Source organism: Pseudoxanthomonas sp. LjRoot206, from assembly GCF_056175725.1.
Window position 1 is genome coordinate 373097 of record NZ_JBGFFI010000003.1, and the last position, 22093, is coordinate 395189.

The following is a 22093-nucleotide window of genomic DNA, read 5'->3' on the forward strand; positions in this document are numbered from 1 at the left end:
AGATTCATCCCACCCACACCCGCGCGTTGCGGAACATGCGCAGCCACGGCGAGTCGTCCGGCCAGCCGGCCGGGTGCCAGCTGTGGTTGGCGCTGCGCGGCGTGCGCTCAGGATGCGGCATCAGGATGGTGACGCGGCCGTCGTCGCTGGTCAGGCCGCTGATGCCGTCTGGCGAACCGTTCGGGTTCAGCGGGTACGTCGTCGCGACCGCACCGTCGCCGTCCACGTAACGGAGCGCCACGCGCGCGGCCGCCTGGTCGACCGCACCGGCGAACGATGCGCGGCCTTCGCCGTGCGCCACCGCCACCGGGATGCGCGAGCCGGCCATGCCGCGGAAGAACACCGACGGCGATTCCTGGACTTCCAGCAGGGCCACGCGCGCTTCGAACTGCTCGCTCTGGTTGCGCAGGAACACCGGCCAGTGCTGCGCGCCGGGGATGATGTCCTTCAGCTGGCTCATCATCTGGCAGCCGTTGCAGACGCCCAGCGAGAACGTGTCCGTCCGCGCGAAGAACGCCGCGAAAGCGTCGCGCAGCGTGCTGCGCTCCAGGATCGACGTCGCCCAACCGCGGCCCGCGCCCAGCACGTCGCCGTAGCTGAAGCCGCCGCACGCGGCCAGGCCGCTGAAACCATCCAGGGCCACGCGGCCACTGATCAGGTCGCTCATGTGCACATCGAACGCGTCGAAGCCGGCGCGGGCGAACGCCGATGCCATTTCGATCTGTCCATTGACGCCCTGCTCGCGCAGGATCGCCACCTTCGGGCGCTTGCCGGTGGCGATGAACGGCGCGGCGATATCCTCGGCCGCGTCGAACGAGAGCTTCGGCTTCAGCCCGGTACGACCGAACTGGCGCGCGGTGTCGCGCTCCTGGTCGGCGGCGTCCGGGTTGTCGCGCAGCTTCTGCATCGCATGCGTGACCGACCACCAGGCATCGAACAGTTCGTCCCAGCGCCACTCGGCCAGCGATGCGCCGTCCTGTTGCACGCGGATGGTGGCGGCCGTGGTCGGACGCGCGATGCGCTGCGCGCATTCGGTCAGCGCGTGGCGCTCGACCAGGTCGGCGAACGCGGCACGATCCTCGTCGGCGACCTGCACGACCGCACCGAGTTCCTCGGCGAACAGCGTGCGGAACGCGTCGTCGCCCCAACCGTCGAGGTTGATGTCCAGGCCGCGGTGCGAGGCGAATGCCATCTCGCACAGCGCGGCGAACGCGCCGCCGTCGCTGCGGTCGTGGTAGGCCAGCAACAAGCCGGCTTCGCGCGCGTCGGCGATCAGGTGGAAGAAGTCGCGCAGGCGCTGCGGATCGTCGAGGTCCGGCACGCTTTCGTCGCGACCGTCGCCAGCGAACGCCGGCCATGCGGCATCGCCGCCGGACTGGGGGTAGACCTGCGCCAGCACCGAACCGCCGAGGCGCTTCTTGCCGGCGCCCAGCCCGATCAGCCACAGCTCGCTGTCGTCTTCGCGCGACAGCAGCGGCGTCAGTTGCTGGCGCACGTCGGTGACCGGCGCGAACGCGCTGATGATCAGCGACACCGGCGACACCGATTTCTGCGCCTGGCCATCGCTGTGCCACTGCGCCTGCATCGACAGCGAGTCCTTGCCGACCGGGATGCTGATGTCCAGCTCCGGGCACAGTTCCATGCCCACGGCCTTCACCGCGTCGAACAGCAGCGCGTCCTCACCTGGATGGCCGGCAGCGGCCATCCAGTTGGCGGACAGCTTCACGCGGTGCAGTGATTCGACCGGTGCGGCGCACAGGTTGGTGATCGCTTCGCCGACCGCCATGCGGGCGGCGGCGGCGGCATCCAGCAGCGCCAGCGGCGTGCGTTCGCCGATGGCCATCGCCTCGCCGACGAAGCCTTCGTAGCCGCTCAGGGTGATCGCGCAGTCGGCCACCGGCATCTGCCACGGGCCCACCAGCTGGTCGCGCGCGGTCAGGCCACCGACGCTGCGGTCGCCGATGGTGATCAGGAACTGCTTGGAGGCCACGGTCGGATGCGCCAGCACGCGCAGGCCTGCTTCGCGCAGGTCCAGCGTGGCGGTCTGCAGCGGCGGCCACTGCGGCGCAGCCGGATGCACGGTGTCGCGGTGCATCTTCGGCGCCTTGCCAAACAGGACATCCATCGGCAGGTCGATGGGATAGCTGCCTGCCCCCTCCTCCGCTTGCGGGGGAGGGTTGGGGTGGGGGCCTGCATCCGGAGCCTCGCCCCCATCCGCCCTTCGGGCCCCTTCCCCCGCAAGCGGGGGAAGGGTGTCGACGGTGGCACCGTAACCGACCACCAAGCGTTCCTCGGCCGTCGCCACGCCCACCGCCGCGAACGGACACCGCTCGCGCTCGCAGATCGCCGCGAATTCGGCCAACCGCGCCTGCGGCACGCCGAGCACGTAACGCTCCTGCGATTCGTTGCACCACAGCTGCATCGGCGACAGCGAGGGATCGTCGCTGGGCACCTTGCCCAGGTCGATCACGCCACCCACGCCGGAGTCGTGCAGCAGTTCGGGAATCGCGTTGGACAGTCCACCCGCGCCGACGTCATGGAACCACAGGATCGGGTTGTCCTCGCCCATCGCCACGCAGCGGTCGATGACTTCCTGGCAGCGGCGCTCCATTTCCGGGTTGTCGCGCTGCACGCTGGCGAAATCGAGTTCCTCGGCGCTTTCGCCGGACGCGACCGAACTGGCGGCGCCGCCGCCCAGGCCGATCAGCATCGCCGGGCCACCGAGCACGATCACCGCGTCGCCCGCCGACAGCGTCCTCTTTTCCACTTGGATGCGGTCGATCGCACCGAGGCCGCCGGCCAGCATGATCGGCTTGTCGTAGGCACGGGTCAGGCCGGCGCCTTCCGGCAGTTCGAAGCTGCGGAAGTAGCCGAGCAGGTTGGGACGGCCGAACTCGTTGTTGAACGCGGCGCCGCCGAGCGGGCCGTCGAGCATGATGTCCAGCGCCGGCGCCATGCGCGGATTCAGCGCGCGCGGCGCTTCCCACGGCTGCGGCAGCGTGGGAATGCGCAGGTGCGAGACCGAGAAGCCGGTCAGGCCGGCCTTCGGCTTGCCGCCACGGCCGGTCGCGCCCTCGTCGCGGATCTCGCCGCCGGCGCCGGTGCTGGCACCGGGGAACGGCGCGATCGCGGTCGGATGGTTGTGCGTTTCCACCTTGATGCAGAACGCGGAATCGACCGTCGCTTCGAGGCGGTACTGCCCGCCGGCATCGGGACGGAAGCGTGCGGCCGGATAGCCTTCCACCACCGCCGCGTTGTCGCTGTACGCGCTGAGCGTGTGCTCCGGCGTCTGCGCGTGCGTGTGCTTGATCATCCGGAACAGGGAGCGGTCCTGGTCCTTGCCGTCGATGGTCCAGCTGGCGTTGAAGATCTTGTGGCGGCAGTGCTCGGAATTCGCCTGCGCGAACATCATCAGTTCGACGTCCGACGGATCGCGGCCGAGTTCGCTGTAGCGCGTGCGCAGGTAGTCGATCTCGTCGTCGGCCAGCGCCAGGCCCAGCCGCGCATTCGCGGCCTCGAGCTGCGCCAGCGGGATGCGTTCGAGTTCGCCACGGGCCGGCGCGGTGAACAGCGCCGAGGCCTGCTCGCGCGAGGCCAGCAGCGATTGCGTCATCGGGTCGTGCAGCGCCTTCGCCAGCGCCGGCAGGTGGTCGTCCCAGCCTGCCAGGTCGATGCGCAGGCCACGCTCGACGCGCCTCACCGGCTGGCCGGCACCACGCAGCAGTTCGGTGGCCTTGCTCGCCCACGGCGACAGCGTGCCCAGGCGCGGGGTGACAAAGCGCGAGACCGCGCCGTCGACCAGCGCCGCGTCTTCATCGCCTGCCTGCAGGACGCGGCGCAGCGTGGCGGCATCCGGCGTGGCGCCGGCCTCGGCTTCGACGAAATAGACGTGCCAGGCGCCGAGGACGCGGACGTGGGGAGCGAGGGACTGGAGCTTGGATTCGAGCCGCGCGCGGCGGAAGTGCGACAAGGCCGGTTGGCCTTCGAGGACGATCATGTCCGGAACCGTGGGGGCGTGCCGTCAGGACGGGGCCCGCCATTGTAGCGAAGCCGGCGCGGGGCCGGCTTCGTTTCGGATCACGGGGCGGCGCCTGCGGCTGCCGCCGGGGCCTTTTTCGCCGCCAGTTCGTCCAGTTTGGCCCGCAGGGCGGCCGGCGGCAGGTAGCCGCCCAGCTGGATGCCCTCGGCCGAGAAGATCGCCGGGGTACCGCTCACGCCGATCCGCTGGCCGACGTCGAACTCCATCGTCACCGGGTTCTTGCAGTCGCGCGAGGGGATCGATTTGCCGGCCTTGGCGTCGGTCAGCGCACGCTTGCGGTCGGAGGCGCACCAGACCGAGATCATGTCCTTGTGGTCCTGGCTGCCCAGGCCCATGCGCGGGAACGCGAGGTATTCCACCGCGATGCCCTGCCGGTTGATCTCGGCGATCTCCTCGTGCAGCTTGCGGCAGTAGCCGCATTCGATGTCGGTGAACACGGTGACCGTGTACTTGGCGTTCGGCGGCGCGAACACGATCTTCTCGCTGTGCGGGATGGTGGCGATCAGCTGGGTGCGGTGCTGCGCCAGCGCGGCGCTGTTCTGCATGATGTCTTCCTGCTGCTGCAGGTCGATCACCGACCCCTGCATGAGGTAGCGCCCGTCGTCGCTGATGTAGAGCAGTTGCCCACCCGCGATGACTTCACGGAAGCCCGGCAGCGGTGCGGCGCCGACGTAGTCGACCTTGACCCGCGCATTGAGCTGCGCCACGGCGGAACGCGCGCGCTCGTCGGGCGTGGCGCCCTGCCCCGGCTTGATCTGGGACGGCTGGGCGGGCGCGGCGGCGGCCTCTTGCTTGGCGGGCGGCTGCGGGGCCTGGGCGCAAGCGGTCAGGCTGAGGGCGCCCAGCAGGGCGGCGGTGATCAGGCGGGGCATCAAGGGCATCCGGGACGGGCCGCAGGGCGGCTGGCTGGCAGGAACAGACCGGGATTCTGGCACAGGGCGGCGGGCAGGCGGCTTAACCGGCCGCCAGCGTGACACGGCTCACGCGCGCGGATGGTGGCGTCCGTGCAGCTGCTTCAGGTGTTCGCGCGCGACCAGAGTGTAGATCTGCGTGGTCGACAGCGAGCTGTGTCCCAGCAGCAGCTGCAGTGCGCGCAGGTCGGCCCCGCGGTTCAGCAGGTGGGTGGCGAAGCTGTGGCGCAGCCCGTGCGGGCTGATGCGGACCGGATCGATCCCGGCCGCTGCGGCGTAGCGCTTCACCAGGGCCCAGAACTGCTGGCGCGTCGGCGATTCCGCCGTTGCGCCGACGAACAGGAACAGCACGCTGCGCTTGCCGGCCAGCGCAGGCCGCGACCGCGCCAGATAGGTTTCCAGCCAGTGTTGCGACTCCTCGCCCAGCGGTACCAGCCGGTCCTTGCTGCCCTTGCCGGTGACGCGCAGCACGCCCTGCCGCAGGTTGACCGCCGTCGCCGGCAGCGTGACCAGCTCGCTGACGCGCAGGCCCGCGGCGTACATCAGCTCCAGCATGGCGCGGTCGCGCAGCCCCAGCGGGGTGGCGATGTCGGGCGCAGCCAGCAGCGCATCGATCTCGGTTTCCGCCAGCGCCTTCGGCAGCGAGCGCGGCAGGCGCGGAGGATCGAGCAGCGCCGTCGGGTCGTCGCGGCGCAGGCCGCGGCGCAGGCGATGGGCGAAGAAGGCGCGCAAGGCGGACAGCAGGCGCGCATTGCTGCGCGGCGAATAGCCCTCGCGCGTACGCCAGGCCAGGTAGTCGAACAGGCCGGCGCGATCCGCTGCCGCCAACCCGCCCTCGCGGCCGTTCCGCCAGCGCGAGAAGCCCTCCAGATCGCGCCGGTAACTGTCGAGCGATGGCCGCGCGAGCCCGCTTTCGGCCCAGATCGCATCGAGGAAGGCCGCGATGTCGGCGGCATCGGCGTCCGGGACGGGCGGCAGGGCGTTCGCCTGCTGGCGGCGATCGGCGGGCGTGCGGGAAGACATGCCGCCAGCTTAGGCGATGCACCCGCCGCTTGGGTGCACCGGCTTCTTGTGGGAGCGACGTCAGTCGCGAAAGAGGCCGCGTCGGGTCGGCCATCGCGACTGACGTCGCTCCCACAACACCAAGGGAGCTTGCCTAGGGTTAGCCGGTATCCTGTCGCGATGACGGATCCCGCTCCCACTCCCGACAAACCCCGCGCCCTGATCGGCTGGCGGCTGCTCGCCCTGCTCTACGACATCTGGCCGGTGCTGGCGATGTGGCTGGCCGTGGCGATTCCGTTCGTCCTCGTCGACGTGGTGATCAGCGACAACGTCCGCCACAACATCGAACCCTTCAGCCCGATGTGGTGGCTGTTGTGGACCTGCTGCTGGGGCGCGGCCGGCGTGTACGCGACCTTCAGCTGGCTGCGCGGGGGACAGACGCTGGGCATGCGGCCCTGGCGGTTGAAGGTGACCGCGCCCGACGGCAGTGCGCCGACCCTGGCCGCGCTGTGGCGCCGCTATGCGCTGGCGACGGTGTCGACGCTGGCCGCGGGACTGGGCTTCTGGTGGGCGTGGCTGGACCGCGACCGGCTGACCTTCCACGACCGCTTCAGCGGTACGCGCACGATCCGGATGCCGAAGCGCGCCTGAGGCGCGTCAGCGGCTCCTGCGCCGGAACATCAGCCAGGAAATGCCCAGCAGGGCGAAGGGCGGGATCGCATAGGCGATGCGGTAGTCCAGCCGGAACGCGCCGGCCAGCCGCACGAACATGGTCTGCAGCACCCAGAAGCCGACGGCGAACACGATGCCGAGGAACAGGCGCTTGCCCATGCCGCCGCTGCGCAGGCTGCCGAACGCGAACGGGATGGCGGCCAGGCACAGCGCCAGCACGTTGAGCGGGTAGAACCAGCGCGCCCAGTACTGGTCTTCGTAGTCGCGCGCGTCCAGTCCGTTGCGCTTGCGGTAGTCGATGTTCTGGCTCAGCTCGTGGCTGGGCATGTTGCGCGCGCGCACCAGGCTCGACGACAGCACCGCCGCGTCCAGCTCCGATTCCCAGCGCTCGCCCAGCACCGTGGTCTGCACGGCCGAGCGCTCCTTGAAGGTGGTGCGGCGCACGTTCTTCAGCAGCCAGTAGCCGTCCTGGTGTTCGGCCGTGGCGGCATGCGCGATCGACGCCAGCCGACCGTCTTCGGCCAGTTCGTACATGCGCACGTCGCGCAGCTGCAGCGCGACTTTGCCGCCCGCCTGCTCCTTTTCCTCGCCGCTCTGCGCGTACAGGAAGGTGTTGCCTTCGCGCGCCCACAGGCCCGAATACCGGTCCATCGCCACGTTGCCGGTGCGTGCGCTCATCTTCAGCACGTCGGCCTGGCGCTGGCCCCAGGGACCCAGCGTCTCGCCGCTGAACACCATCAGCGCGGTCAGGATCGCCAGCGCGGCCGCGACCGACACGCTTAGGCGCAGGCGCGACAGGCCCAGCGCGCGCAACGCGGTCAGTTCGGAACTGGCCGCCAACTGGCCCAGGCCCATCAGCGAGCCGATTACGGCGGCGGTGGGGAACATCGTGTAGGCGCGGCGCGGCACGGTATACAGCACCCAGGCGACCGCATGGCCGAAGGTGTAGTTGCCCGTGCCCAGGTCGCCGATCTCGCCCGACAGCGCCATCACCACGTCCAGGCCGACCAGCACTGCCCAGGTCAGCAGCACCGTGACCAGGACGACCTGGCCCACGTACGTGTCGTGCAGGCGCGGCAACAGCCTCATGCGCGCCTCCGCGGCCGCGACAGCTGCCCATCGCGCAGGTAGAACCAGAGGCCCGCGGCGAGCAGCGGCAGGGTCAGCCACCACAGGCCGGCCAGGCCCGGCAGCTTGCCGTCGGCCAGCAGCTGGGTGCCGTTGAACATCAGGCTGATGCCGACCAGATAGGCCAGGAAGCCGAGCATCACCCGCCCGTAGCGCGTCTGCCGCGGCGAACTGCGCGACAGCGGCAGGGTCAGCAGGGCGAACGCCAGCGCCAGCAGCGGCGGCGTCAGGCGCGCGTGGACCTGCGCGTTCGCGTCCGGACGCGGGTCGGACAGCAGCTGCGGCGTCGGCAGCAGTTCGGGATCGTCCTTGTCCAGCGTGTCGGCGCGATCCGGCAGCGCGACTTCGTTCGACTTGTAGCGGATCAGGCGGTAATCCAGGCCGGCGCCATCGGGACCTTCGACGCGGAACCCGTCGTCCAGGCGCAGGTAGCGGTTGCGCTCGCCCTCGAAGAACATCTGCCCGGACTTCGCCGTCACCACGTCGATGCGGCCCTCGTTGGCGCGGTGCATGAAGACCTTGCTGAGGCCGGTGCCGTCCTGCGACAGCGCGCTCACGTAGACCACGGCGCCGCTGGACAGCACGGTGAACTTGCCCGCATCCAGCCCCGACACGACCAGGCTGCGGTTCGCGTGCTCCAGCATGTTCTGCGCGGTACGCAGCGCCCACGGACCCAGCCACAGCGAGCACAGGGCGACGATGGCGACCACCGGCACCACCAGCATCATCAGCGGCCGCAGCAGGCGGCGCGGACCGATGCCGGCGGCGGTGAGGACGGCCATTTCGGAGTCCCGGTACAGCCGCGAGAACGCCAGCAGCAGGCCCAGCATCAGGGCCAGCGGGATGATGTAGGGCATGTAGTTGATGAATTGCAGCCCCAGCTGGGACAGCAGCAGCCGCGCCGGCACCTTGCCGTCGGCCACGTCGCCCAGCAGGTCCGCCATCACGCCGCCCACGCTGACCATCAGCAGGATGATCAGGGTGGCCAGGAAGCTCTGGGTGAATTCCCGGAAGAGATAGCGGTCCAGCTTCGGCATCAGGAGGGCTTGATTTACAATCTCGGGCTTGTGCGCCGCGCCTGCGGCGGCGGTCTCTGCGGTCCGGGATGGCGTCAGCCACCTTCATCCGGCCTGCGATTGTACGTAACTGAACCAGGAATCTGATCAATGACGCTGGAATTCACCCTGAACCACGAAGCCCCCGCCCAGGCCGGCGTCGACTGCGTCGTGGTAGGCGCCTACGCCGACAAGAGCCTGACCGCGGCTGGCCAAGCGGTGGACGCGGCCAGCGGCGGCAAGCTCTCGGCGCTGCTGCAGCGGGGCGACATCGGCGGCAAGACCGGCAAGACCACCCTGCTCCACGACTTGCCGGGTGTGACCGCGCCGCGCGTGCTGGTGGTGGGCTTGGGCGAGACCGCCAAGTTCGGCGTCGCGCAGTACCTGAAGGCCGTCGGCGACGCCGCCCGTGCGCTCAAGCTCGGTCCGGTCCGCAGCGCGCTGTTCACCCTGTCCGACGTGGCGGTCAAGGACCGCGGCGCGGCATGGAAGATCCGCCAGGCGGTGATCGCCGCCGACCATGCCTGCTACCGCTACACGGCCACGCTGGGCAAGAAGAAGAACGACGACCCCGGCCTGACCGCCTTTGCCGTCAGCGGCGACGACGGGCAGGCGCTGGCGCAGGGCATCGCGATCGCCGCCGGCGTGCAGGTCACCCGCGAACTCGGCAACCTGCCGCCGAACATCTGCAACCCGGCCTACCTGGCCGAACAGGCGCAGCAGTTCGCCACGGAGAACGGCGCGGAAGCCGAGATCCTGGACGAGACGCAGATGGAAGCGCTCGGCATGGGCTCGCTGCTGGCCGTCGCGCGCGGCTCGGTCAACCGCCCGCGCCTGATCGTCCTCAAGTGGAACGGCGCCGCCGAAACCGACGCCAAGCCCTACGTGCTGGTCGGCAAGGGCATCACCTTCGACACCGGCGGCGTGAACCTGAAGACTCAGGGCGGCATTGAGGAAATGAAGTACGACATGCTGGGCGCCGGCAGCGTCATCGGTACCTTCGTGGCCGCCGTGAAGATGAAGCTGCCGCTGAACCTGGTGGTGATCGTGCCGGCGGTGGAGAACGCGATCGACGGCAACGCCTATCGCCCATCCGACGTCATCACCAGCATGTCCGGCAAGACCATCGAGGTCGGCAATACCGACGCCGAAGGCCGCCTGATCCTGTGCGACGCGCTGACCTATGCCGAGCGCTTCAAGCCGGCCGCACTGGTCGACGTGGCCACGCTGACAGGCGCCTGCATCGTGGCGCTGGGCCGCTACGCCAGCGGCCTGATGAGCAAGCACGACGACCTCAGCAACGAGCTGCTGGGCGCCGGCGAGACCGTATTCGACCGCGCCTGGCGCCTGCCGCTGTGGGACGAGTACCAGACGCAGCTGGAATCCAGCTTCGCCGACGTCTACAACATCGGCGGCCGCTGGGCCGGCGCGATCACGGCCGGCTGTTTCCTGGCGCGCTTCACCGAAGGCCAGCGCTGGGCGCACCTGGACATCGCCGGCGTCGCCAACGACGAAGGCAAGCGCGGCATGGCCACCGGTCGCCCGGTCGGCCTGCTGAGCCAGTGGCTGCTGGACCGCGTCGCCTGACCGGCGACGCGTGCCCGACGCCATGCCCCGTGCCGATTTCTACCTGATCGCCAAGCCGCGCTTCCTGGAAGAGCCGCTCAAGCTGGTCTGCGAACTGGCCCGCAAGGCCTACGACAGCAACCAGTGGACGCTGGTGCTGGCGCGCGACGCCGCGCAGGCGGAGGAACTGGACGAGCTGCTGTGGGAGTTCGATCCGGACGCCTACATCCCGCACCAGATCGCCGGCGACGAAGAGGACGAGCTGACGCCCGTGCTGATCGCCACGCCCGACGTCGACGTGCCGGCGCGGGCACTGGTGATCAACCTGCGCGACGACGCCTTCACCGGCGCCTGCGAGCGCGTGCTGGAAGTAGTGCCCGCCGACCCGTCCGCGCGCGAACCGCTGCGCGAGCGCTGGAAGCAGTACAAGGCGCGCGGCTACGACGTGAACAAGCACGATATGTAACACCCGTCATTCCAGCGCAAGCTGGAATCCATTCTGACTTGACGTCGTTCGGACTGTTCCAACACGAACTCAAGCACAGGATCAAGATGGATCCCGGCGTCCGCCGGGATGACGACCTCAGGAATTCTTGGATCCCCATGACCGACCTCGCCTCCAGCTACGACCCGAAATCCTTCGAATCCCGCCTCTACGCGCAGTGGGAAGCCGCCGGCTACTTCAAGCCCAGCGGCACGGGCGAGCCGTACACCGTGCTGCTGCCGCCGCCGAACGTCACCGGCACGCTGCACATGGGCCACGCGTTCCAGCACACGCTGATGGACGCGCTGGTGCGCTACCACCGCATGCGCGGCTACGACACGCTGTGGCAGATGGGCACCGACCACGCCGGCATCGCGACGGAAATGGTGGTCAGCCGCAACTTGGCGCTGGAAGGCAAGGGCGAGACCCGCGACTCGCTGGGCCGCGACGGCTTCATCGCGAAGGTCTGGGAGTGGAAGGCGCAGTCCGGCGACACCATTGAGCGGCAGATGCGCCGCATGGGGGCGTCCGGCGACTGGTCGCGCAGCACCTTCACCATGGACGAGGACGCATCGAAGGCCGTTATCGAGGCCTTCGTGCGTTGGCACGAGCAGGGCCTGATCTACCGCGGCCAGCGCCTGGTCAACTGGGACCCAGTGCTGAAGACCGCGATCTCCGACCTGGAAGTGGAGAACGTCGAGGAAGACGGCTTCCTGTGGTCGATCGAGTATCCGCTCGCCGACGGCAGCGGTTCGCTGGTCGTGGCGACCACGCGCCCGGAAACCATGCTCGGCGACACCGCCGTGATGGTGCATCCGGAAGACGAGCGCTACGCGCACCTGATCGGCAAGACGGTGAAGCTGCCGCTGACCGAGCGCGAGATCCCGGTCATCGCCGACGACTACGTCGACCGCGAATTCGGCACCGGCGTGGTGAAGGTCACGCCCGCGCACGATTTCAACGACTACCAGGTCGGCCTGCGCCATGACCTGCCGCTGATCAACCTGCTGACGCCGACCGCGGCGATCAACGAGAACGCGCCGGAGAAATACCGCGGCCTGGACCGCTACGAGGCGCGCAAGGTCGTGCTCGCGGACCTGGAAGACCTCGGCCTGCTGGTCGAGACCAAGCCGCACAAGCTGCAGGTGCCGCGCGGCGACCGCACCAACCAGGTCATTGAGCCCTACCTGACCGACCAGTGGTTCGTGAAGATGGACGGCCTGGCCAAGCGCGGCCTGGAACTGGTCGAGTCCGGTGAGGTGAAGTTCGTTCCGCCGAACTGGATCAACACCTACCGCCACTGGATGGAGAACATCCAGGACTGGTGCATCAGCCGCCAGCTCTGGTGGGGCCACCGCATCCCGGCGTGGTTCGACGAGGCGGGCACCTGCTACGTCGGTCGCGACGAAGCCGAAGCGCGCGCCAAGGCCGGCCTGTCCGCCGACGTCGCGCTGACGCAGGACAGCGACGTGCTGGAGACCTGGTTCTCCTCGCAGCTGTGGCCGTTCAGCACGATGGGCTGGCCGGATACGCAGGCGATGGCCGCGCGCGGCTTTGATCGCTACGTGCCGTCGTCGGTGCTGGTCACCGGCTTCGACATCATCTTCTTCTGGGTGGCGCGCATGGTCATGGCCACCGACAGCTTCGTCGGCCAGGTGCCGTTCCGCGACGTCTACATGACCGGCCTGATCCGCGACAAGGACGGCCAGAAGATGTCCAAGTCGAAGGGCAACGTGCTCGATCCGCTCGACATCATCGACGGCATCTCGCTGGAAGACCTCGTCGCCAAGCGCACCGGCGGCCTGATGCAGCCGAAGATGGCCGAGAAGATCGAGAAGGCCACGCGCAAGGAATTCCCCGACGGCATCGTGCCGCACGGCGCCGACGCGCTGCGCTTCACCATCGCCGCGCTGGCGACGCACGGCCGCGACATCAAGTTCGACATGGGCCGCGCCGAGGGCTACAAGAACTTCTGCAACAAGCTGTGGAACGCCACGCGCTTCGTGCTGATGAACACGGACGGCTTCACCGCCAGCGGCGTGCCGCAGCCGAAGACCGATGCCGAGCGCTGGATCCTGTCGCGCCTGGCCAAGGTCACCGCCGAGGCGGGCACGCAGTTCGCCGCCTACCGCTTCGACCTGTTGTCGCAGGCGCTGTACGAGTTCGCCTGGAACGAGTTCTGCGACTGGTTCGTCGAACTGGCCAAGCCCGCACTCAATGGCGACGACAAGGACGCGGCCAACAGCACCCGCCACACGCTGCTGTACGTGCTCGAGTCACTGCTGCGCCTGCTGCACCCGCTGACCCCGTTCGTCACCGAGGAACTGTGGCAGCAGGTCGCGCCGAAGCTCGGCATCGACGGCGGCACCGTGTCGCTGCGCGCCTACCCGGTCGCCAGCGACTTCGCCGGCCAGGATTACGCGCAGGCCGATGCCGACGTCGAGTGGCTGAAGACCATGGTCTCCACGCTGCGCCGCGTACGCAGCGAACTCAACGTGTCGCCGGGCAAGACCGTCCGCCTGCTGCTGCAGGACGGCCACGACAAGGACCGCGCCCGCATCGCGCGCTTCGCATCGTCGCTGTCGTTCCTGCTGAAGCTGGACGACATCGCGTGGCTGGATGCCGGCGCCGATGCGCCCGCCTCTGCGGCCGCGGTGGTCGGCGAACTGAAGCTGCTGGTGCCGCTGGAAGGCCTGGTCGACCTGGACGCCGAGCGCGCGCGCCTGGACAAGGAGATCGCCCGCGTCGCCGGCGAGAAGGACAAGAGCGAGGCCAAGCTGGCCAAGTTCACCGATAAGGTGCCACCGGCCGTGGTCGAACAGGAGCGCCAGCGCCTGGTCGACTGGAGCAACCAGCTCGCTGCGCTGCACGGCCAGCGCGCGAAACTGGGCTGATCGGGTCCGTCCGTCATCTGGTTTAGTGCGGGGATACATTCCCGCTCGTCATCCCAGCGAACGCTGGGATCCACGTTGACGTCGTGGTTCGCTCTTCGGCTATGCCGAAAGCAACATGGATTCCCGCTGTCGCGGGAATGACGGCGGGACGTGATGAAGCGCAGCGCCCTACAGCGGCGGCATCGTGGTGATGTCGTCGGCGACCAGTTCGATCGCCATCACCAGCGCGTCCTCGCGGCCGTCGCGCGCCGGGTAGTAGCGCGGGCGGCGGCCGATCTCGTTGAAGCCTTCGCTGTGGTACAGCAGGATCGCGCCCGGGTTGGACGGACGCACTTCCAGGAACACGCGCTGCACCCGGTGGTCGCGCGCGATCTTCACCAGCGCGCGCAGCAGATGGCGGCCCAGGCCGCGGCCCTGACGCTCTGGCGCGATGCAGATGTTCAGCACGTGCGCCTCGTCGGCGGCGATGCTCAGCAATCCGTAGCCGATCACCAGACCGTGCTCGGTCAGCACCCACGACGGGTAGCCGGCCTTCAGGCAGTCCTTGAAGATGCCGCGCGTCCACGGGAATGGATACGCACGCTGTTCGATGGCCATCACCGCATCGAGGTCGCCCTCGCGCATCGGCCGCAGGCTGGACGTGGGAAGCGGTGACGCCTCGACGCCCAGCGCACTCATGCCGACGTACCGCGACGCAGCCTGCGCAGGGTCGGCCACAGCGCGCGCTTGGCGGCCGGGTTGCCGCGCAGTTCGGCCGAACTGGGCCATTGCGAGAACAGCTCCGATGCACCGGGTGCATTGGGGTTGCAGCCGGACGCCCGGATCAGCGCGAAATGCAGGCGATCCGGCACCTTCGCGCCGCCGGCTCGCGGGGTGGGCGCCTGGCGCACCGGTGGCGGTGCATCGATGGCCTCGCGTGCGGGTGGACGGGCACGTGGCGCGGTAGAAACAGGGGCGGCATCCACCGGTTCGGCACGCGCAGCAGGCGCATCCGCGACGACGGGCGCCCCGGCTTCGGTCGGCCAGTCGGCCGGCAGGTAGACGGCGTGGCCCAGCGCGCGCAGCCAGCCCTGCTGCTCGGCCGACCACAGGCGGTCTGCCGCCAGGGTCATGCGGCCGCGTCCTTCTGTCGCCGCGCGCGCTGCCAGAGCCACATCGCCGGGCCCGACAACGCATAGGTGACGCCGACGACGAACAGCGTGCGGGCGGGATCGATGAACACCACCGCCAGTACCACCGCCGCCACGGCGAGCGCCATGAACGGGATGCGGTCCGCCTTGGCGCCGCCCTCTCCCGTTCCCTTGAAGCTCCAGAAGCGGATGCGGCTGACCATCAGCAGTGCGGCGGCCAGCGTCACCGCCAGCGCGACATAGCGCAGTTCCTCGCCGGTCCACCCCAGTTCGCCATCGGCGAAGGCCCAGACGAAGGACATCATCAGCCCCGCTGCGGCCGGGCTGGCCAGGCCGACGAACCAGCGCTTGTCGACCGTCCCCACCTGGGTGTTGAAGCGCGCCAGCCGCAACGCGGCGCAGGCGGCGTAGAGGAACGCCACCGCCCAGCCGACCCGGCCCATCACGGTGCCGTCGAACTTCAGCGCCGACAGCGACCAGTGGTACATCACCAGCGACGGCGCCAGGCCGAAGCTGACCAGGTCGGCCAGCGAGTCGTACTGCACGCCGAACTCGCTGCTGGTGCCCGTCAGGCGGGCCACCCGGCCGTCGATGCCGTCCATCAGGCCCGCCACGAACACCGCAATGGCGGCATTGACGAACTGGCCGTTGGCGGCGGCGATGATCGCGAAGAACCCCGCGAACAGGCCGGCGGTGGTGAACAGGTTGGGCAACAGGTAGATCCCGCGCGAGCGCGGGGGCGGCTTGATTTCGTTCATGGGTCGCAGTTTAGCCCAGCGCTCCCCCGCCCGGCTTGCCTGCGCGGCCCGGGGGTGCTGCAATCGGGCTCCCCGCCATCCGGAGCTTCCCATGCGCCTCCTGTCCTGCCTGTCCGTGCTGGCGCTCTGCCTGGCGACCGCCTCCACCGCGCAGGCCCAGCAGGTCTACCAGTGGAAGGACAAGAACGGCGTCACCCACTACTCGGACAGCCCGCCCCCGAACCAGACCGTGCAGAACCGGCGCATCAACCAGTACGGCGCGGCCGCCGCCGACACGGTCCAGCCCGCAGGCAAGCCGGTCGAGAACGCGCAGTGCACCGGCGCGCGCGCCAACCTGCAGGTCCTCAGGGCCACCAAGGGCCCCATCCAGCAGGACACCGATGGCGACGGCAAGCCGGATACGGTGCTGGACGACACGGGCCGCGAAAACCAGCGCAACCTGGCCGAAGCGGCAGTGAAGGCCTACTGCACGTCCTCCGGCACCTGATCGCAGCGCATGCGCGCGTGGCCGGCGATCGCCGCGGGCATCGCACTGGGTGTCGGCGTCGCATGGTGGCTGGCACGCGAATCGCCTGATACCCACGCACTGAAGGAAGCCCGCGCCGGACAGGCCAGCACGGCGCAGGCCCGCGATGCGCGTCCCTCGCTTTATCGCTGGCGCGACGATGCCGGTGTGCTGCAGATCACCGAGCAGCCGCCGACAGGCCGCCGCTACGAGCGCATCGACCGCGATACCCGCGCCGGCATCCGCGTGAGCGGCGACGCCTCGGCTGCCGACACCGATTGACCCGCCGCCGCCCCGCGCGCGGCCAAGGCTGGCAAAATAGGCGATTCGTCCCTCCCGGATCCCCATGCCGATGCGTCTGTCGCAGTTCCACCTCCGCACCACCAAGGAAACCCCGGCCGACGCCGAACTGGTCAGCCACCAGCTGATGCTGCGCGCCGGCATGATCCGCAAGCTGGCCGCCGGCCTGTACACCTGGTCGCCGCTCGGCCTGCGCGTGCTGCGCAAGGTGGAAACCGTGGTGCGCGAAGAAATGGACCGCGCCGGCGCGATCGAGATGATCATGCCGACCATCCAGCCGCGCGAGCTGTGGGACGAGACCGGCCGGTGGGAGAAGTTCGGCGGACAGCTGCTGAAGATCACCGACCGCAAGGAGCAGCAGTTCTGCTACAGCCCTACCGCCGAAGAGGCCGTCACCGACTTCGCGCGCCAGGAACTGGCCAGCTACAAGCAGCTGCCGGTCAATTTCTACCAGATCCAGACCAAATTCCGCGACGAGATCCGTCCGCGCTTCGGCGTGATGCGCGCGCGCGAATTCGTGATGAAGGATGCCTACTCCTTCCACATCACCGACGAGGACCTGGGTCGCGAATACCGCAACATGCATGCGGCGTACACGCGCATCTTCACCCGCCTGGGCCTGGACTTCCGTGCCGTGCAGGCCGACAGCGGCGCCATCGGCGGCGACGCGTCGCAGGAATTCCACGTGCTGGCCGACTCCGGCGAGGACTCCATCGCGTTCTCCACCGGCTCGGACTACGCCGCCAACGTCGAGAAGGCGCAGGCCGCCGAACCCGCGCCGCGCGCCGCCGCCGGCGAGGCGTTGAACAAGGTGTCCACGCCCACGCAGAAAACCTGCGAGGATGTCGCCGCCCTGCTCGGCATCCCGCTGGAGCGCACGGTCAAGTCCATCGCGGTGATGGCCGACGAGGGCTTCGTGCTCGCGCTGGTACGCGGCGACCACGCCGTCAACGAGATCAAGCTGCGCAAGATCGCCGGCATGGCCGATTATCGTCTGGCGACGGAGGCGGAAATCCACGCCCACCTCGGCAGCGAGCCCGGCTTCCTCGGTCCGATCGATGCGAAACAGGCGATCCGCGTGATCGCCGACCGCGACGTCGCGGCGATGGCGGACTTCGTCGTCGGCGCCAACGAGTCCGGCTTCCATATCGCCGGCGTCAACTGGGGCCGCGACCTGCCCGAACCCGACACGATCGCCGACATCCGCAACGTGGTGGAAGGCGACAAGGCGGCCGATGGCGGCGAGATCCGCCTGGTCCGCGGCATCGAGGTGGGCCACGTGTTCCAGCTCGGCCGCAAGTACAGCGAGGCGATGAAGTTCACCGTGCTGGACGACAGCGGCAAGGCCACCACGCCGGCGATGGGCTGCTACGGCATCGGCGTGTCGCGCATCGTCGCGGCCGCCATCGAACAGAACCACGACGGCAACGGCATCATCTGGCCCGTGCCGATGGCGCCCTGGGCGGTGGCGGTGTGCATGATCAACCCCAAGAACGACGGCGCCGTAACCGCGGCCGCCGAGCAGCTGATCGCCGATCTGCAGTCCGCCGGCATCGAAGCCGTGCTCGACGACCGAGGCCTGCGTCCGGGCGCGATGTTCGCCGACATCGAACTGATCGGCATTCCGCACCGCGTGGTGGTGTCGGAACGCGGCCTGGCGGCGGGTACGTTCGAGTACCGTGCACGCCGCGCCGCGGAGGCCGAGAACATCGGCCGCGACGAACTGCTGGCGCGCCTGCAGGGCTGATTCCGCCTGTCCATGCGTGGACGTTGTCGCGCGTCCACGCATCACGGCGGTTTGTGCCGCGATTAAGTCGTCATTATCATCGGGTTTCTGCCACGGATGGATTTCCCTTCCCGACTGGAGATACTGATGTCGATCGACCTGCGTAACCTGTCCGCCAAGGAACTTGGCACCCTGATCGCCAAGGCCAAGGAACAGCAGACCAAGCTGGCCAAGCGCACCCCCATTGCCACGATCCGTAGCAAGATCACCAAGTTCGCCAAGGCCGAAGGCTATACGCTGGAAGAGCTGTTCGGCGCTGGCGGCAGCGCGCGTACCGCCAAGGCGGCGGCAGCGAAGCCCGGCCCGCGCGCGGGCAAGAAGCTGGGCAAGGTCGCCCCGAAGTACCGCAACCCTGCCAACCCCAAGGAAACCTGGACCGGCCGCGGCAAGCATCCGCGCTGGATGGCCGCGCTGGTGGCCAAGGGCAAGAAGGCGGAAGATTTCCTGATCAAGAAGAAGTAATCGCCGTCACGGGATCGAAGAAACGGGAGGCCCAAGCCTCCCGTTTCGTTTTCGTACCGCTCAGAGATTCTTGCGCGACGAGATCAGCAGGTTGCCGAACAGCAGGCCGGCGATCAGCGCCATCACCACGTTGGTGACCGCCAGCAGGGCGGACTGGCCCACGTCCACGTCCTGCTGCTGCACCAGCGTCAGCAGGCCACGCAGGCTGGTGCTGCCGGGCACCAGCATCAGGATGCCCGGCACGCGGATCAGCGCACCCGGACGGTTCGCCCAGCGCGCGAACGCGTTGCCGGCCGCGGTCAGCGTCAGCGCCGACAGGAAGATGCCCACCGGCACGCCCCAGGCCAGGCCCGCGTAACGCGAAATGCTGTAGCCGGCGATGGCGGCCGCCATCACCCAGAAGTAGTCGCGACGGTGCGCCTTGAACAGCACGGCGAACGCATACGCCGCCACGATCATCGCGCCCCACTCCACCCATTCCGGTTGCGGCCGTGATGCGCGTATCTCCGGATACAACCCCAGCAGCTGCGCCAGCGTCACCGCGATCATGCTGCCCACGGTCAGCTTCAGCACCGTCGCCAGCGCGCCGGCGAACCGCGCGACACCGGACACCAGGTGCTGGCTGGTCAGTTCGTTCACCGCGTTGGTCAGCGCCATGCCGGGCAGCAGCACGATCAGCGAGGCGATGATCACCGTGTTGAGGTTCAGCGGGGCAATGAAGTTCGCCACCAGGATCGCCACGAAACCGGCGACCAGCGCCGAGATCGCATCGCTGGCCTCCTTCATCTGCGGACGCCGCGCGATCCATTCGCCCAGCAGGCCGATGACCACGCCGATCAGGCCCGCCGTCGCCATGTCCAGCCACGGCAGCCGCCACAGGCCGGCGACGGCGGCGGCCGCCAGACCCGAGGCGAAGATCTGCATCGCGCGCCAGCGCACGCTCGGCGTGCGGTCGAGCGCGCGCAACGCAGTGTGTCCCTGGGCGATGCTCATCTGCCCGTTCGACACGGCATCGGCGATGCGGTCGGCCTCGCTGAGCTTGTGCAGGTCGGTCTCGCCCGGCGCCAGCCGGATCACGCGGGTGCTGTCGCTGGCCCCGAGCGGCCGCGCCGGGTCGCTGAAGCTCAGGATCAGGCCGGTCGGGTTGGACCACGGCTCGCAATCCAGGCCCAGGCGCTGGGACAGGCCCACCACCGTGCCTTCCAGCCGCTGCGCGGTGGTGCCGTAGCTGTGCAGGCGACCGGCGATCTCGCAGACGAAGGCGATGCGCTGGGCATAGGTGGCGGTGGTCAGCATGTCGTCGGCCATCGCCACAGTATCGCCGAAGCGGGAGCACGGTGGCTTCATGCGGGCCCGATTACACTGTGTTTGGACGACGTTGGCAGGGGGCGTGGTGGGGATCGGCGAAGCCATGGCACTGGGCAGCGCGGCTGCATGGGCGGTCGGCGTGATCCTGGCGCGCCAGCTCGGCGCGCACCTGCCGCCACTGACGCTCAACCTGCTGAAGAACGGGCTGGTGCTGGCTGTGCTCGCGCCGGTCGCGCTGCTGGTGTACGCCAGCGACTGGCCCGTGCTGCCGATGCGCGACGTCGCCACCGTGCTCGCCAGCGGCGTCATCGGCATCGCGCTGGCGGACACGCTGTATTTCCGCGCGCTCAACGAGCTCGGCGCGGGGCGCATGGGCATCATCGGCAATCTCTACAGCCCGCTGGTGCTCTTGCTGGGGTTCGTCTTCCTCGACGAACGCCTCGGCGGCGCGCAATGGCTGGGCTTCGCGCTGGTGGCGATCGGCGTGCTGCTGGTCAGCCGGCCACCCGGCGAATGGCGGACGCATCCGCAGCACACCGCCCGCGGCGTGCTGCTCGGCCTGCTCGCCATCGCGCTGATGGCGGTCGCCATCGTCATGGTGAAGCGCACGCTGGAAACGCAGCCGCTGCTGTGGGTGACGCTGCTGCGCCTGCTGGGCGCCATCGCGGGCCTGTTGCTGGTGTCCGCCCTGCCGGCCATGCGCCGGCGCATGCAGTTCATCGCCTCGGACGTGCCCTGGCATCGCCTGGTGCTGGCTGCGCTGATCGGTCAGGGCCTGTCGATGGTGCTGTGGCTGGGCGGCTACAAGTACACGAGCGCATCGGTCGCCGCGATCCTCAACGAGTGCGCCTCGGTGTTCCTGGTGGTGCTGGCCGCGCTGTGGCTGCGCGAGCCGCTGGGCCGCCGCGCCTTCGTCGGCGTGCTGCTCACGTTCAGTGGGATAGCCTGTATGCTCCTTGGCCGAGCGATGCCATGACCCCCACCCTTGCCCGCCCGCAGTATGAAGCCGATCCGTCCGACCCGCAGCGGGTGCGGCTCGCCGGCGACTGGACGCTCGCCAGCGCGCTGGTCGTGGCGGACCAGCTGAAGTCGCTGCCCGACGCCGTCAACCGGCTCGACGCGACCGCGATCAACCGCATCGATTCGGCCGGCGTGCTGCAGCTGCTGCGCTTCGCCAAGCGCCGCGGCATGGAGCCGTCGGACATCGAATTCCGCCAGGACCACCAGGCCTTGGTCAGCACCATCGAAGACGTCGCCGACGACCGCCCGCCGCGCAAGCGGGACTACGGCTTCCTGGCGGCGCTGTCCCGCCTCGGCTACCGGGTGCACGAGAACAAGCAGGAAGTCATCGCCCTGCTCAGCTTCACCGGCGAGAATCTGGTCAAGCTGGTGCGCATGGTGAAGGAACCACGGCGCTTCCGCCCCACCGCCACCGTGGCGCACATGGAAGCGGTCGGCCTGGATGCCGTACCGCTGGTGATCCTGCTGTCGTACATGGTGGGCGCGGTGATCGCCTTCCTCGGCTCCACCGTGCTGCGCGACTTCGGCGCGGAAATCTACGTGGTGGAACTGGTCAGCATCGCCTTCCTGCGCGAATTCGCGGTGTTGATGACCGCCATCGTGCTGGCCGGCCGCACCGCGTCGGCGTTCACCGCGCAGATCGGCGCGATGAAGAGCCGCGAGGAGATCGACGCGATCCGCACGCTGGGCCTGGATCCGATCGACCTGCTGGTCATCCCGCGCCTGATCGCGCTGCTGGTGATGTTGCCGCTGCTGACCTTCATCTCGATGATGGCCGGCCTGGCGGGCGGCGTCACCGTGGGCGCGTTCGACCTGGGCATCCCGCCGCAGATGTACATCGCGCGCATGCACGACACCATCGAGGTGACCCACTTCCTGGTCGGCATGTCGAAGGCGCCGGTATTCGCGCTGGTGATCGGCCTGATCGGTTGCCTGGAAGGCCTGCAGGTCGAAGGCACGGCGCAGTCGGTCGGCGAGCGCACCACCTCCAGCGTGGTGCAGACGATCTCGCTGGTCATCATCCTCGACGCGCTGGCCGCGTTGTGGTTCATGCACATGGATTGGTGACGGCG

18 protein-coding genes and 1 pseudogene are annotated in these 22093 nt (G+C 69.1%); 10 read left to right on the forward strand and 9 right to left on the reverse strand.

Annotated features, from left to right (window positions below; all coding sequences use genetic code 11):
- Positions 1 to 4 precede the first annotated feature (4 nt).
- From purL to xerD, 3 genes are all read right to left on the reverse strand, one after another.
- Positions 5 to 3997 (reverse strand): phosphoribosylformylglycinamidine synthase, encoded by a 3993-nt coding sequence (gene purL / locus AC04MD_RS10980; protein WP_475497309.1) that lies wholly within the window; start codon positions 3995 to 3997, stop codon positions 5 to 7.
- An 80-nt stretch (positions 3998 to 4077) separates the two neighbouring features.
- The gene (locus tag AC04MD_RS10985) at positions 4078 to 4911 is read right to left on the reverse strand and encodes a DsbC family protein (RefSeq protein WP_475497310.1); all 834 of its coding nucleotides are present in this window, start codon (positions 4909 to 4911) and stop codon (positions 4078 to 4080) included.
- A gap of 108 nt (positions 4912 to 5019) precedes the next feature.
- Positions 5020 to 5973 carry a site-specific tyrosine recombinase XerD gene (gene xerD / locus AC04MD_RS10990; RefSeq protein WP_475497311.1) on the reverse strand — a complete coding sequence of 318 codons (954 nt, stop codon included), beginning with the start codon at positions 5971 to 5973 and terminating at the stop codon, positions 5020 to 5022.
- Between the two features lie 159 nt (positions 5974 to 6132).
- Between xerD and AC04MD_RS10995 the strand changes: the two genes are divergently transcribed.
- Positions 6133 to 6603 carry an RDD family protein gene (locus tag AC04MD_RS10995; protein WP_475497312.1) on the forward strand — a complete coding sequence of 157 codons (471 nt, stop codon included), beginning with the start codon at positions 6133 to 6135 and terminating at the stop codon, positions 6601 to 6603.
- A gap of 6 nt (positions 6604 to 6609) precedes the next feature.
- Here the strand turns inward: AC04MD_RS10995 and lptG are convergent, their stop codons facing one another.
- Positions 6610 to 7713 (reverse strand): LPS export ABC transporter permease LptG, encoded by a 1104-nt coding sequence (gene lptG, locus AC04MD_RS11000; protein WP_475497313.1) that lies wholly within the window; start codon positions 7711 to 7713, stop codon positions 6610 to 6612.
- On the reverse strand, positions 7710 to 8789 hold the full coding sequence (gene lptF / locus AC04MD_RS11005; protein ID WP_475497314.1) for an LPS export ABC transporter permease LptF: 1080 nt from the start codon (positions 8787 to 8789) through the stop codon (positions 7710 to 7712). Before lptF ends, lptG begins: the two co-directional genes overlap by 4 nt.
- Positions 8790 to 8918: 129 nt before the next feature.
- Between lptF and AC04MD_RS11010 the strand changes: the two genes are divergently transcribed.
- The 3 genes from AC04MD_RS11010 (at position 8919) to AC04MD_RS11020 (ending at position 13751) form a co-directional block, all read left to right on the forward strand.
- A complete protein-coding gene (locus tag AC04MD_RS11010; protein ID WP_475497315.1) occupies positions 8919 to 10394 on the forward strand; it encodes a leucyl aminopeptidase in 1476 nt (491 codons plus the stop codon).
- A 22-nt stretch (positions 10395 to 10416) separates the two neighbouring features.
- Positions 10417 to 10839: a DNA polymerase III subunit chi gene (locus AC04MD_RS11015; RefSeq protein WP_475497316.1), complete on the forward strand. Its 423-nt coding sequence runs from the start codon at positions 10417 to 10419 to the stop codon at positions 10837 to 10839.
- A gap of 137 nt (positions 10840 to 10976) precedes the next feature.
- On the forward strand, positions 10977 to 13751 hold the full coding sequence (locus AC04MD_RS11020; protein ID WP_475497317.1) for a valine--tRNA ligase: 2775 nt from the start codon (positions 10977 to 10979) through the stop codon (positions 13749 to 13751).
- Positions 13752 to 13919: 168 nt separating this feature from the next.
- Here the strand turns inward: AC04MD_RS11020 and rimI are convergent, their stop codons facing one another.
- Genes rimI through pssA form a run of 3 tightly spaced genes read right to left on the reverse strand, consistent with a single transcriptional unit; the run spans position 13920 to position 15639 of the window.
- Complete coding sequence (rimI, locus tag AC04MD_RS11025) at positions 13920 to 14429, reverse strand: ribosomal protein S18-alanine N-acetyltransferase (protein WP_475497318.1); 510 nt, start codon at positions 14427 to 14429, stop codon at positions 13920 to 13922.
- Positions 14426 to 14863: an alanine acetyltransferase gene (locus tag AC04MD_RS11030; protein WP_475497319.1), complete on the reverse strand. Its 438-nt coding sequence runs from the start codon at positions 14861 to 14863 to the stop codon at positions 14426 to 14428. Before AC04MD_RS11030 ends, rimI begins: the two co-directional genes overlap by 4 nt.
- Complete coding sequence (pssA, locus tag AC04MD_RS11035; RefSeq protein ID WP_475497320.1) at positions 14860 to 15639, reverse strand: CDP-diacylglycerol--serine O-phosphatidyltransferase; 780 nt, start codon at positions 15637 to 15639, stop codon at positions 14860 to 14862. Before pssA ends, AC04MD_RS11030 begins: the two co-directional genes overlap by 4 nt.
- Before the next feature lie 91 nt (positions 15640 to 15730).
- Between pssA and AC04MD_RS11040 the strand changes: the two genes are divergently transcribed.
- The 4 genes and pseudogenes from AC04MD_RS11040 to AC04MD_RS11055 form a co-directional block, all read left to right on the forward strand.
- A complete protein-coding gene (locus tag AC04MD_RS11040; protein WP_475497321.1) occupies positions 15731 to 16126 on the forward strand; it encodes a DUF4124 domain-containing protein in 396 nt (131 codons plus the stop codon).
- A gap of 9 nt (positions 16127 to 16135) precedes the next feature.
- Complete coding sequence (locus AC04MD_RS11045) at positions 16136 to 16426, forward strand: DUF4124 domain-containing protein (RefSeq protein WP_475497322.1); 291 nt, start codon at positions 16136 to 16138, stop codon at positions 16424 to 16426.
- A 70-nt stretch (positions 16427 to 16496) separates the two neighbouring features.
- Positions 16497 to 18191, forward strand: coding sequence for a proline--tRNA ligase (locus AC04MD_RS11050; RefSeq protein WP_475497687.1), 1695 nt, complete (start codon positions 16497 to 16499; stop codon positions 18189 to 18191).
- Positions 18192 to 18317: 126 nt separating this feature from the next.
- Positions 18318 to 18686 (forward strand): annotated as a pseudogene (locus AC04MD_RS11055) (H-NS histone family protein); the annotation flags it as partial.
- 66 nt (positions 18687 to 18752) lie between these two features.
- On the opposite strand, the gene AC04MD_RS11060 reads toward AC04MD_RS11055, so the two are convergent.
- Positions 18753 to 20000 (reverse strand): threonine/serine exporter family protein, encoded by a 1248-nt coding sequence (locus AC04MD_RS11060; protein ID WP_475497688.1) that lies wholly within the window; start codon positions 19998 to 20000, stop codon positions 18753 to 18755.
- Between the two features lie 103 nt (positions 20001 to 20103).
- Between AC04MD_RS11060 and AC04MD_RS11065 the strand changes: the two genes are divergently transcribed.
- Both AC04MD_RS11065 and AC04MD_RS11070 read left to right on the forward strand, forming a co-directional pair.
- Positions 20104 to 20976, forward strand: a complete 873-nt coding sequence (locus AC04MD_RS11065; protein ID WP_475497323.1) for a DMT family transporter — start codon at positions 20104 to 20106, stop codon at positions 20974 to 20976.
- Positions 20973 to 22088: an MlaE family lipid ABC transporter permease subunit gene (locus AC04MD_RS11070; RefSeq protein ID WP_475497324.1), complete on the forward strand. Its 1116-nt coding sequence runs from the start codon at positions 20973 to 20975 to the stop codon at positions 22086 to 22088. Before AC04MD_RS11065 ends, AC04MD_RS11070 begins: the two co-directional genes overlap by 4 nt.
- Positions 22089 to 22093 lie beyond the last annotated feature (5 nt).

What these genes read in the sequence shown, in the direction of transcription:
- AC04MD_RS11040 (WP_475497321.1), top strand. Translation starts at nt 15,731, where the DNA reads ATGCGCCTCCTGTCCTGCCTGTCCGTGCTGGCGCTCTGCCTGGCGACC.
- AC04MD_RS11015 (WP_475497316.1), top strand. Translation starts at nt 10,417, where the DNA reads ATGCCCCGTGCCGATTTCTACCTGATCGCCAAGCCGCGCTTCCTGGAA.
- AC04MD_RS11065 (WP_475497323.1), top strand. Translation starts at nt 20,104, where the DNA reads ATGGCACTGGGCAGCGCGGCTGCATGGGCGGTCGGCGTGATCCTGGCG.
- AC04MD_RS10995 (WP_475497312.1), top strand. Translation starts at nt 6,133, where the DNA reads ATGACGGATCCCGCTCCCACTCCCGACAAACCCCGCGCCCTGATCGGC.
- lptG (WP_475497313.1), bottom strand. Translation starts at nt 7,713, where the DNA reads ATGAGGCTGTTGCCGCGCCTGCACGACACGTACGTGGGCCAGGTCGTC.
- AC04MD_RS11050 (WP_475497687.1), top strand. Translation starts at nt 16,497, where the DNA reads ATGCGTCTGTCGCAGTTCCACCTCCGCACCACCAAGGAAACCCCGGCC.
- AC04MD_RS11045 (WP_475497322.1), top strand. Translation starts at nt 16,136, where the DNA reads ATGCGCGCGTGGCCGGCGATCGCCGCGGGCATCGCACTGGGTGTCGGC.
- AC04MD_RS11060 (WP_475497688.1), bottom strand. Translation starts at nt 20,000, where the DNA reads ATGGCCGACGACATGCTGACCACCGCCACCTATGCCCAGCGCATCGCC.
- lptF (WP_475497314.1), bottom strand. Translation starts at nt 8,789, where the DNA reads ATGCCGAAGCTGGACCGCTATCTCTTCCGGGAATTCACCCAGAGCTTC.
- pssA (WP_475497320.1), bottom strand. Translation starts at nt 15,639, where the DNA reads ATGAACGAAATCAAGCCGCCCCCGCGCTCGCGCGGGATCTACCTGTTG.
- AC04MD_RS10985 (WP_475497310.1), bottom strand. Translation starts at nt 4,911, where the DNA reads ATGCCCCGCCTGATCACCGCCGCCCTGCTGGGCGCCCTCAGCCTGACC.
- purL (WP_475497309.1), bottom strand. Translation starts at nt 3,997, where the DNA reads ATGATCGTCCTCGAAGGCCAACCGGCCTTGTCGCACTTCCGCCGCGCG.
- AC04MD_RS11070 (WP_475497324.1), top strand. Translation starts at nt 20,973, where the DNA reads ATGACCCCCACCCTTGCCCGCCCGCAGTATGAAGCCGATCCGTCCGAC.
- AC04MD_RS11030 (WP_475497319.1), bottom strand. Translation starts at nt 14,863, where the DNA reads ATGACCCTGGCGGCAGACCGCCTGTGGTCGGCCGAGCAGCAGGGCTGG.
- rimI (WP_475497318.1), bottom strand. Translation starts at nt 14,429, where the DNA reads ATGAGTGCGCTGGGCGTCGAGGCGTCACCGCTTCCCACGTCCAGCCTG.
- AC04MD_RS11020 (WP_475497317.1), top strand. Translation starts at nt 10,977, where the DNA reads ATGACCGACCTCGCCTCCAGCTACGACCCGAAATCCTTCGAATCCCGC.
- AC04MD_RS11010 (WP_475497315.1), top strand. Translation starts at nt 8,919, where the DNA reads ATGACGCTGGAATTCACCCTGAACCACGAAGCCCCCGCCCAGGCCGGC.
- xerD (WP_475497311.1), bottom strand. Translation starts at nt 5,973, where the DNA reads ATGTCTTCCCGCACGCCCGCCGATCGCCGCCAGCAGGCGAACGCCCTG.